This window comes from Phreatobacter sp., from assembly GCF_030691135.1.
Taxonomy (GTDB): Bacteria; Pseudomonadota; Alphaproteobacteria; order Rhizobiales; family Phreatobacteraceae; genus Phreatobacter.
The window spans coordinates 17,831-27,002 of the sequence record NZ_JAUYFA010000064.1 but is presented as its reverse complement, the minus strand read 5'-3'; the positions used below and the strand labels follow the sequence as shown (position 1 = coordinate 27,002).

At 64.2% G+C, this 9,172-nt stretch carries 19 protein-coding genes and 1 pseudogene; all 20 read left to right on the top strand.

Annotation, left to right across the window (positions count from 1 at the left end; genetic code table 11):
* Positions 1-187 (top strand): annotated as a pseudogene (gene tuf / locus Q8O26_RS11715) (elongation factor Tu); the annotation flags it as partial.
* Positions 188-252: 65 nt separating this feature from the next.
* The gene (rpsJ, locus tag Q8O26_RS11710) at positions 253-558 is read left to right on the top strand and encodes a 30S ribosomal protein S10 (RefSeq protein ID WP_296570773.1); all 306 of its coding nucleotides are present in this window, start codon (positions 253-255) and stop codon (positions 556-558) included.
* Between the two features lie 135 nt (positions 559-693).
* Entirely contained in the window at positions 694-1,416 is a 723-nt protein-coding gene (gene rplC / locus Q8O26_RS11705; protein ID WP_305575759.1) for a 50S ribosomal protein L3, read from the top strand.
* A 1-nt stretch (position 1,417) separates the two neighbouring features.
* Positions 1,418-2,038 carry a 50S ribosomal protein L4 gene (gene rplD, locus Q8O26_RS11700; protein ID WP_305575757.1) on the top strand — a complete coding sequence of 207 codons (621 nt, stop codon included), beginning with the start codon at positions 1,418-1,420 and terminating at the stop codon, positions 2,036-2,038.
* A complete protein-coding gene (locus Q8O26_RS11695) occupies positions 2,035-2,334 on the top strand; it encodes a 50S ribosomal protein L23 (protein WP_305575755.1) in 300 nt (99 codons plus the stop codon). The genes rplD and Q8O26_RS11695 overlap by 4 nt, the downstream gene beginning before the upstream one ends.
* Before the next feature lie 15 nt (positions 2,335-2,349).
* Complete coding sequence (gene rplB, locus Q8O26_RS11690; RefSeq protein ID WP_296570767.1) at positions 2,350-3,183, top strand: 50S ribosomal protein L2; 834 nt, start codon at positions 2,350-2,352, stop codon at positions 3,181-3,183.
* Between the two features lie 12 nt (positions 3,184-3,195).
* Entirely contained in the window at positions 3,196-3,474 is a 279-nt protein-coding gene (gene rpsS / locus Q8O26_RS11685) for a 30S ribosomal protein S19 (RefSeq protein WP_106748013.1), read from the top strand.
* Positions 3,475-3,477: 3 nt separating this feature from the next.
* Positions 3,478-3,861 carry a 50S ribosomal protein L22 gene (gene rplV, locus Q8O26_RS11680; protein WP_305575752.1) on the top strand — a complete coding sequence of 128 codons (384 nt, stop codon included), beginning with the start codon at positions 3,478-3,480 and terminating at the stop codon, positions 3,859-3,861.
* 10 nt (positions 3,862-3,871) lie between these two features.
* On the top strand, positions 3,872-4,585 hold the full coding sequence (rpsC, locus tag Q8O26_RS11675) for a 30S ribosomal protein S3 (protein WP_296570760.1): 714 nt from the start codon (positions 3,872-3,874) through the stop codon (positions 4,583-4,585).
* Positions 4,586-4,603: 18 nt separating this feature from the next.
* Positions 4,604-5,017 (top strand): 50S ribosomal protein L16, encoded by a 414-nt coding sequence (gene rplP / locus Q8O26_RS11670; protein WP_305575750.1) that lies wholly within the window; start codon positions 4,604-4,606, stop codon positions 5,015-5,017.
* An 11-nt stretch (positions 5,018-5,028) separates the two neighbouring features.
* Positions 5,029-5,226 carry a 50S ribosomal protein L29 gene (gene rpmC / locus Q8O26_RS11665; protein ID WP_296570754.1) on the top strand — a complete coding sequence of 66 codons (198 nt, stop codon included), beginning with the start codon at positions 5,029-5,031 and terminating at the stop codon, positions 5,224-5,226.
* An 11-nt stretch (positions 5,227-5,237) separates the two neighbouring features.
* The gene (gene rpsQ / locus Q8O26_RS11660) at positions 5,238-5,471 is read left to right on the top strand and encodes a 30S ribosomal protein S17 (RefSeq protein ID WP_305575747.1); all 234 of its coding nucleotides are present in this window, start codon (positions 5,238-5,240) and stop codon (positions 5,469-5,471) included.
* A 76-nt stretch (positions 5,472-5,547) separates the two neighbouring features.
* On the top strand, positions 5,548-5,916 hold the full coding sequence (gene rplN, locus Q8O26_RS11655; protein WP_106748019.1) for a 50S ribosomal protein L14: 369 nt from the start codon (positions 5,548-5,550) through the stop codon (positions 5,914-5,916).
* Entirely contained in the window at positions 5,916-6,233 is a 318-nt protein-coding gene (rplX, locus tag Q8O26_RS11650) for a 50S ribosomal protein L24 (protein ID WP_305575745.1), read from the top strand. The genes rplN and rplX overlap by 1 nt, the downstream gene beginning before the upstream one ends.
* Positions 6,226-6,783: a 50S ribosomal protein L5 gene (rplE, locus tag Q8O26_RS11645; protein ID WP_305575743.1), complete on the top strand. Its 558-nt coding sequence runs from the start codon at positions 6,226-6,228 to the stop codon at positions 6,781-6,783. Before rplX ends, rplE begins: the two co-directional genes overlap by 8 nt.
* A 54-nt stretch (positions 6,784-6,837) precedes the next feature.
* Positions 6,838-7,143 (top strand): 30S ribosomal protein S14, encoded by a 306-nt coding sequence (rpsN, locus tag Q8O26_RS11640; RefSeq protein ID WP_305575741.1) that lies wholly within the window; start codon positions 6,838-6,840, stop codon positions 7,141-7,143.
* Between the two features lie 13 nt (positions 7,144-7,156).
* Positions 7,157-7,555, top strand: a complete 399-nt coding sequence (gene rpsH, locus Q8O26_RS11635) for a 30S ribosomal protein S8 (protein WP_305575739.1) — start codon at positions 7,157-7,159, stop codon at positions 7,553-7,555.
* 37 nt (positions 7,556-7,592) lie between these two features.
* A complete protein-coding gene (gene rplF, locus Q8O26_RS11630) occupies positions 7,593-8,126 on the top strand; it encodes a 50S ribosomal protein L6 (protein WP_305575737.1) in 534 nt (177 codons plus the stop codon).
* A gap of 81 nt (positions 8,127-8,207) precedes the next feature.
* A complete protein-coding gene (gene rplR, locus Q8O26_RS11625; RefSeq protein ID WP_305575735.1) occupies positions 8,208-8,570 on the top strand; it encodes a 50S ribosomal protein L18 in 363 nt (120 codons plus the stop codon).
* Positions 8,571-8,607: 37 nt separating this feature from the next.
* On the top strand, positions 8,608-9,162 hold the full coding sequence (gene rpsE, locus Q8O26_RS11620) for a 30S ribosomal protein S5 (protein WP_106748026.1): 555 nt from the start codon (positions 8,608-8,610) through the stop codon (positions 9,160-9,162).
* Positions 9,163-9,172: the final 10 nt, after the last annotated feature.

Here is a 9,172-nt window from a genome sequence, read left to right as displayed (position 1 = left end):
CCGCACCACCGACGTGACGGGCATCGTGACCCTTCCCGAGGGCACGGAGATGGTCATGCCGGGCGACAACATCGCCATGACCGTCAACCTGATCGTGCCGATCGCCATGGAAGAGAAGCTGCGCTTCGCCATCCGTGAGGGTGGCCGCACCGTCGGCGCCGGCGTCGTCGCTGCGATCATCGAGTGATTTATTTCCCGAGGACGCGCGGGGTGCCGCGCGTCTTCCACGCTTTGCCTTAAAGGGGCGAACCAATGAGCCAGAACATCCGGATCCGCCTCAAGGCGTTCGACCACCGGGTCTTGGACACCTCGACGCGCGAGATCGTCAATACGGCGAAGCGCACGGGTGCCCAGGTCCGCGGGCCGATTCCGCTTCCGACGCGGATCGAGAAGTTCACGGTGAACCGCTCGCCGCACATCGACAAGAAGTCGCGCGAGCAGTTCGAGATCCGCACCCACAAGCGGCTTCTCGACATCGTGGATCCGACCCCGCAGACGGTGGACGCGCTGATGAAGCTCGACCTTGCCGCCGGTGTCGACGTCGAGATCAAACTCTGAGTCCTGCGACAGGCCGATGACGGCCTGGCGACGAATATGCCGATGCACCGTTGACCGGCGCATCTCACGTTGAACCCGGGTCCTCTCCGGTCCGCCTCTAGGGCACGGACGACCCCAAAACGAGGAATGCGCGCGATGCGTTCCGGTGTGATTGTCAAGAAGATGGGGATGACCCGCATCTTCACCGATGGCGGTGAGCACGTCCCTGTGACGGTGCTTCTGCTTGACGACTGCCAGGTCGTCGCCCACCGCACGGCGGAGCGGGACGGCTATCTGGCTCTGCAGCTCGGCGCCGGTCTGGCCAAGGTGAAGAACACGACGAAGGCCCAGCGTGGCCACTTCGCCATCGCCAAGGTCGAGCCGAAGCACGAAATCGTCGAGTTCCGTGTCGGCGAGAAGGAAGTCGTGCCGGTCGGCGCCCGCTTCTCCGCCGATCACTTCATTCCCGGCCAGTTCGTCGACGTGACGGGCACCAGCCAGGGCAAGGGCTTTGCCGGCGCCATGAAGCGCCACAACTTTGGCGGTCTGCGCGCCACCCACGGCGTCTCCGTCTCGCACCGTTCCCACGGTTCGACCGGTAACCGCCAGGATCCCGGCAAGGTGTTCAAGAACAAGCGCATGGCCGGCCATATGGGCGATGTGCGGGTCACCACGCAGAACCTCAAGGTCGTGCGTACCGACGTCGAGCGCGGCGTGATCATGGTCGAGGGCGCTGTCCCCGGCTCCAAGGGTGGCTGGATTCTCGTCCGCGACGCGGTGAAGAAGCCGCTGCCGAAGGACGCGCCGGTTCCGGGTGGCTTCAAGCTGCCGGGCGTCGACGCTGCCCCGGCCGCCGCTGCCGAAACCACGGAGGGTTGAGATGAAACTGACAATCAAGACCCTGGAAGGCGCCGACGCCGGTTCCGTCGATCTCTCCGATGAGATCTTCGGCCTCGAGCCCCGTGCCGACATCCTCCACCGCGTCGTGCGCTGGCAGCTTGCCAAGCGCCGCGCCGGCACCCATGACGTCAAGAACCGCGCCGAGATCCACCGCACCGGCAAGAAGATGTACAAGCAGAAGGGGACGGGTTCCGCTCGTCACTCCTCGGCGCGTGCCAACCTCTTCCGCGGCGGCGGTCGCTCCTTCGGTCCGACCCCGCGCTCCCATGAGCACGATCTGCCGAAGAAGGTCCGCGCCCTCGGTCTCAAGCATGCCCTCTCCACCAAGGTGAAGGCCGGCTCGATCGTGTTGCTGGAGAAGGCTTCCACCGATGCGGCCAAGACCAAGTCGCTGAAGGCGCAGTTCGAGAAGCTCGGCTTCAAGAGCGTGCTGATCATCGACGGCGCCCAGGTCGACAAGAACTTCGCGCTCGCCGCCCGCAACATCCCGCTCGTCGATGTCCTCCCTGTGCAGGGCATCAACGTCTACGACATCATGCGCCGGCACACCCTGGTCCTGACCCGGGCGGCCGTCGACGCACTGGAGGCGCGCTTCAAATGAGCACCGTCGATCCGCGTCACTACGACGTCATCAAGGCGCCGCTGATCACCGAGAAGGGCTCGCTGGTCGCCGAAAACAACCAGGTCGTCTTCAAGGTGGCCATGGAAGCCACCAAGCCGCAGATCAAGGCGGCGGTGGAGAAGCTGTTCGACGTCAAGGTCAAGAGCGTCAACACGCTCGTCCAGAAGGGCAAGACCAAGCGTTTCAAGGGCATGCTCGGCCAGCGGTCGGACGTGAAGAAGGCGGTCGTGACCCTCGCCGAGGGGCACTCCATCGACATCACGACCGGTCTGTGAGGCGAGGGGTAAACCATGGCACTCAAGACATTCAAACCGATCACGCCGAGCCTTCGTCAGCTCGTCCTGGTCGACCGCTCGGACCTCTACAAGGGCAAGCCCGTCAAGTCGTTGACGGAAGGCAAGCACTCGACCGGCGGCCGTAACAACCTCGGGCGCATCACCTCGCGTTTCCGCGGCGGTGGTCACAAGCGTTCGTATCGGCTGGTGGACTTCAAGCGCCGCAAGACGGACATGGCGGCCGTGGTGGAGCGGATCGAATATGATCCGAACCGTTCGGCCTTCATCGCGCTGATCAAGTATGCCGATGGCGAGCTGTCCTACATCCTGGCGCCGCAGCGCCTGGCCGTCGGCGACAGCGTCATCTCGGCCGAGAGCGCCGACGTGAAGCCCGGCAATGCCATGCCGATCGCCAACATCCCGGTGGGCACGATCGTGCACAACGTGGAGCTGAAGATCGGCAAGGGCGGCGCGGTCGCCCGTTCCGCCGGCACCTACGCCCAGATCGTCGGCCGCGACGAGGGGTACGTCATCCTTCGCCTCAATTCCGGCGAACAGCGTCTCGTCCACGGTCGTTGCCTCGCCTCCATCGGCGCGGTCTCCAACCCGGACCACATGAACGTCTCGATCGGCAAGGCCGGTCGTAACCGTTGGCTTGGCTGGCGCTCGCACAACCGCGGCGTCGCCATGAACCCGATCGACCATCCGCACGGCGGCGGCGAAGGCCGCACCTCCGGTGGCCGTCACCCCGTCACGCCCTGGGGCTTCCCGACCAAGGGCAAGAAGACTCGTTCGAACAAGCGGACCGACAAGTTTATCGTGTCGAGCCGTCATTCGAAGAAGAAGTAACAGAGGCCCGTCATGGCACGTTCCGTCTGGAAAGGTCCGTTCGTCGACGGATACCTCCTGAAGAAGGCCGAGGCAGCCCGTTCGTCGGGCCGTCACGAGGTCGTCAAGATCTGGAGCCGACGCTCCACGATCCTGCCCCATTTCGTGGGGCTGACCTTCGGTGTCTACAACGGTCAGAAACATGTCCCGGTGCAGGTCACCGAGGAAATGGTTGGCCACAAGTTCGGCGAGTTCTCGCCGACCCGCACCTTCTACGGCCATGCGGCCGACAAAAAAGCGAAGCGGAAGTGAGCCATGGGTAAGTCCGCAACACCCCGCGCGCTGGCCGACAACGAAGCCAAGGCGGTCGCCCGCATGCTTCGCGTCTCGCCGCGCAAGCTGAATCTGGTTGCCGCGCTGATCCGCGGCAAGCCGGTCGACACCGCGCTCGCCGATCTGGAGTTCTCGCGCAAGCGGATCGCCAACGACGTCAAGAAGTGCCTCGAGAGCGCCATCGCCAACGCCGAGAACAACCATGACCTCGACGTCGACGATCTGGTCGTCGCCGAGGCCCATGTCGGCAAGGCTTTCGTGCTGAAGCGCTTCCACGCCCGTGCCCGCGGTCGCGGCGCCCGGATCGAAAAGCCGTTCTCGCACCTGACGATCGTTGTTCGTCAGGTCGAGGAAGCCAAGGCCTGAGGAGAGAACGATGGGTCAGAAGATCAATCCGATCGGTTTCCGCCTCGGCATCAACCGTACGTGGGATTCCCGCTGGTTCGCCAACAAGGGCGAGTACGGCAAGCTGCTGCACGAGGATCTCAAGATCCGTCGTGAGCTGATGAAGCTGCTGAAGCAGGCTGCCGTCTCGAAGATCGTCATCGAGCGTCCGCATCGCAAATGCCGCGTCACGGTCCACTCGGCTCGTCCGGGCATCGTGATCGGCAAGAAGGGCGCCGACATCGACAAGCTGAAGAAGGCCGTCTCGAAGATGACCGACGCCGAAGTCGTCATCAACATTGTCGAGATCCGCAAGCCCGAGACCGACGCGACCCTGGTGGCCGAGTCGATTGCCCAGCAGCTCGAGCGTCGCGTCGCCTTCCGTCGTGCCATGAAGCGTGCCGTTCAGTCGGCCATGCGTCTGGGCGCCGAAGGCATCCGCATCAATTGCTCGGGCCGCCTCGGCGGCGCCGAGATCGCCCGCCTGGAGTGGTATCGCGAAGGTCGCGTGCCGCTGCACACCCTGCGTGCCGACGTCGACTACGGCGTTGCCACGGCCTTCACGACCTACGGGACGTGCGGCGTGAAGGTGTGGATCTTCAAGGGCGAAATCATGGAGCACGATCCGATGGCCCAGGACAAGAAGTTGTCCGAGGGCGAGGGATCGACCCGCCGTTCGCGCGGTCAAGACCGCGACGCGGCGTGAGGATGAAGGTCTAGAACCATGCTTCAGCCCAAGAAAACCAAGTACCGCAAGCAGTTCAAGGGTCGCATCAGCGGCGCCGCGAAGGGTGGTACGGACCTGAACTTCGGCCAGTTCGGCCTCAAGGCCATGGAACCGGAGCGCATCACCGCGCGCCAGATCGAGGCCGCCCGTCGCGCCATGACTCGCGAGATGAAGCGCGCCGGCCGTGTCTGGATCCGCATCTTCCCGGACGTTCCGGTGTCGAAGAAGCCCGCCGAGGTCCGCATGGGCTCCGGCAAGGGTGCCAACGAGTACTGGGCCGCCAAGGTGGCCCCTGGCCGCATCATGTTCGAGCTCGACGGCGTTCCCGTCGAGGTCGCCAAGAAGGCGCTTGAACTGGCCGCTGCCAAGCTGCCGATCAAGACGCGTTTCGTGCAGCGCATCGCTGAGTGAGGAGAGGGGTCATGAAGGCCGAAGAAGTCCGGACCAAGACCCTCGACGAGCTCGAGGGCCAGCTGGGTGACCTGAAGAAGGAGCAGTTCAATCTGCGCTTCCAGAAGGCCACGGGTCAGCTTGAGAACGTCGCGCGCGTCCGCCAGGTTCGCCGCGACATCGCCCGCGTCAAGACCATCGCCGCGCAGAAGCGCGCCGAGAAGAAGTAAGGAGAGGGCATATGCCGAAGCGTGTGCTCGAGGGCATCGTCGTCAGCGACAAGCAGGACAAGACGGTCGTGGTGAAGGTGGAGCGTCGCTTCACCCATCCGCTGCTGAAGAAGACGGTGCGTCGCACCAAGAACTATCACGCCCACGATGAAGGCAATGCCTTCAAGTCGGGCGACGTGGTGAGCATCGAGGAGGCCAAGCCCTTGTCGAAGCTGAAGCGTTGGGTCGTGCTGCCGAAGGCGTGAGCCTTTCGGTGATCGTTAGAACAGCGCGCCGCCGTCGGGGAGACCCGAGACGGGCGCGAAAGGAAGAGGTTGCGTCATGATCCAGATGCAAACCAATCTCGATGTGGCGGACAATTCGGGCGCACGCCGCGTCATGTGCATCAAGGTGCTCGGTGGCGCCAAGCGCCGTTACGCCCATGTCGGCGACATCATCGTGGTGTCGGTGAAGGAAGCGATTCCGCGTGGCCGCGTGAAGAAGGGCGACGTCATGAAGGCGGTCGTCGTTCGGACCGCCAAGGACATCCGCCGCATCGACGGTTCGGTGATCCGCTTCGACCGCAACGCGGCCGTTCTGATCAACAATCAGAAGGAGCCGATCGGCACCCGCATCTTCGGACCGGTTCCGCGCGAGCTGCGTGCCAAGAACCACATGAAGATCATCTCGCTCGCGCCGGAGGTGCTGTGATGGCTGCGAAGATCAAGAAGGGCGACAAGGTCGTCGTCCTCACCGGCCGCGACAAGGGTCGCACCGGCGAGGTGATCCAGGTCATGCCGACCGAGAGCCGTGCTCTCGTGCGCGGCGTCAATATCGTCAAGCGCCATCAGCGCCAGAGCCAGACCTCGGAAGGCGGGATCATCTCCAAGGAGAGCCCGATCCATCTGTCGAACCTGGCCTATGCCGACCCGAAGACCGGCGAGCCGACGCGTATCGGCTTCAAGGTTCTCGCCGACGGCAAGAAGGTGCGTGTGGCCAAGAAGTCCGGGGAGACCATCGATGGCTGAGGCGGCTTACACCCCGCGCCTCAAGGCGCATTACGACAGCGTGGTCCGGCAGAAGCTGGCTGAGGAGTTCGGTTACAAGAACCCCTTCGAGATCCCGCATATCGAAAAGATCGTCGTCAACATGGGCGTCGGCGAATCCACCGCCGATTCCAAGAAGGCGACGGTTGCCGCCGCGGATCTGGCGCTGATCACCGGCCAGCGGCCGGTCATCACCCGGGCCCGCCAGGCCATCTCGAACTTCAAGGTTCGCGAGAACATGCCGCTGGGCTGCAAGGTCACCCTTCGCAAGCAGCGCATGTACGAGTTCCTCGATCGCCTGGTCACGATCGCGCTCCCGCGCGTCCGTGACTTCCGTGGCCTCAACCCGAAGAGCTTCGACGGCCATGGCAACTTTGCCATGGGCCTCAAGGAGCACGTCGTGTTCCCCGAGATCTCCTATGACAAGGTGGATCAGATGTGGGGCATGGACATCATCGTGTGCACTTCCGCCAAGTCCGACGAGGAAGCCCGTGCTCTCCTCAAGGCCTTCAACTTCCCGTTCCGGCAGTGAGCCGGGTTTCTTGAACTAGAAGCCCGTCTCAGACGCGGAAACCAGGAGAAACCGATGGCGAAGAAAAGCTCCATCGAAAAGAACAACAACCGCCGCGCTCTGGTCGCGCGGGACGCCAAGAAGCGCGCTGCGCTGAAGGCTACCGTGATGGACCAGTCGATCTCGATCGAGGAGCGTTTCGCGGCGACCGTGAAGCTTGCGAGCCTGCCGCGCAACGGCGCCAAGGTCCGCATCAAGAACCGCTGCGAAGTCACCGGCCGTCCGCGGGCGTTCTATCGCAAGCTCGGCATGAGCCGCGTGGCTCTTCGTGACCTCGGCAACAAGGGGCTCGTTCCGGGCCTCGTGAAGTCGAGCTGGTGAGAGGAGACACATCATGGCTCTCAACGATCCGCTCGGCGATATGCTGACCCGCATCCGCAACGCGCAGATGCGCCGCAAGACCCGCGTCCTGACGCCGGGTTCGAAGCTGCGTGCCCGCGTGCTCGAGGTGCTCAAGTCCGAAGGCTACATCCGCGACTACATGACCGTCACGCATCCGAACGGTCGTTCGGAATTCGAGATCGAGCTCAAGTATTTCGACGGTGAGCCGGTCATCCGCCAGATCTCGCGCGTCTCCAAGCCTGGCCGCCGGGTCTATGCCGGCGTCGGCAACACGCCGCGCGTGTCCAACGGTCTCGGCATCACGATCATCTCGACCCCCAAGGGCGTGATGGCCGACCATGATGCACGGGAACAGAATGTAGGCGGGGAGGTGCTCTGCACGGTCTTCTGACCTGGCGGAGCTCCCTCACGACAAAGGACGATATCCAATGTCTCGTATCGGTAAGAAGCCGGTCGACCTGCCGCAGGGCGTGACCGCCCAGGTGTCTGGCCAGACCGTGAAGATGAAGGGTCCCAAGGGTGAGCTCTCGTTCACCTGCCCCGAGGACGTGACTGTCAAGATCGACGGGAATGTCATCAAGGTGGACCCGCGTGACCAGGGCAAGCGCGCCCGCTCCATGTGGGGCATGGCTCGCACCCGGGTTTCGAACCTCGTCGTCGGCGTGAGCAAGGGCTTCGAGAAGAAGCTCGAGATCACCGGCGTCGGCTACCGCGCCGCCGCCCAGGGCAAGGTTCTCAACCTCGCCCTTGGCTACAGCCACGACATCAACTATCCCGTGCCGGAAGGCATCACCATCGCGACGCCGAAGCCGACCGAGATCCTCATCTCCGGCAACGACAAGCAGCAGGTGGGCCAGGTCGCCGCCGAGATCCGCGACTACCGCGGTCCGGAGCCCTACAAGGGCAAGGGCGTCCGCTACGCGGGCGAGTTCATCTTCCGCAAGGAAGGCAAGAAGAAGTAAGGCGACGGCCCCGGTTCGGGGCCCGTCCGTCTTCCGGGATGCGTGTCCTGTCAGGCGCGCATCCGATCAAAGGAGCTGGCTATGGCCAATTTTAAGGATGCAACGGAGCGTCGCAAGGCGCGTGTCCGTCGGGCCCTGCGCTCGACGGCGAATGGGCGTCCGCGGCTGAGCGTCTTCCGTTCGTCGAAGCATATCTATGCGCAGATCATCGACGACTCGAATGGCGTGACGGTTGCGAGTGCCTCGTCACTGGAGAAGGACCTGAAGTCCGCACTGAAGACCGGCGCCGATCAGGCCGCGGCATCTGCCGTCGGCAAGCTCGTCGCCGAGCGCGCAGTGCAGGCGGGGGTTTCCACCGTGGTCTTCGACCGCGGCGCCTATCTCTATCACGGGCGCGTCAAGGCGCTCGCCGACGGCGCCCGCGAGGGCGGCCTGAGCTTCTAACGGATACGGGCGGTTCTAGCCGCCGAAAGGACAGAACATGGCTCGGGAACGTGAACGCGAGCGCAACCGCGAAGAGCGCGACAGCGAATTCACCGATAAGCTCGTGCACATCAACCGTGTCTCGAAGACGGTGAAGGGCGGCAAGCGCTTCGGTTTCGCTGCGCTCGTCGTGGTGGGCGACCAGAAGGGCCGCGTCGGCTTCGGCCACGGCAAGGCCCGCGAGGTGCCGGAAGCGATCCGCAAGGCGACCGAATCGGCCAAGCGCGGCTTCATCCGCGTCGCTCTGCGCGAGGGTCGCACCCTCCATCATGACGTGCACGGTCGCCACGGCGCCGGAAAGGTCATCCTGCGCGCCGCTCCGGCCGGCACCGGCATCATCGCCGGCGGCCCGATGCGCGCCGTTTTCGAAACGCTCGGCATGGCCGACGTGGTCGCCAAGTCGATGGGGTCTTCCAACCCCTACAACATGGTGCGTGCCACGTTCGACGCGCTGAAGAACCAGGACAGCCCGCGCTCCGTCGCGGCTCGCCGTGGCCTCAAGGTGTCGGTCCTCCAGGCCCGCCGCCAAGAGGAAGGCGAGGGCGACGCGTAAGGATCGGATC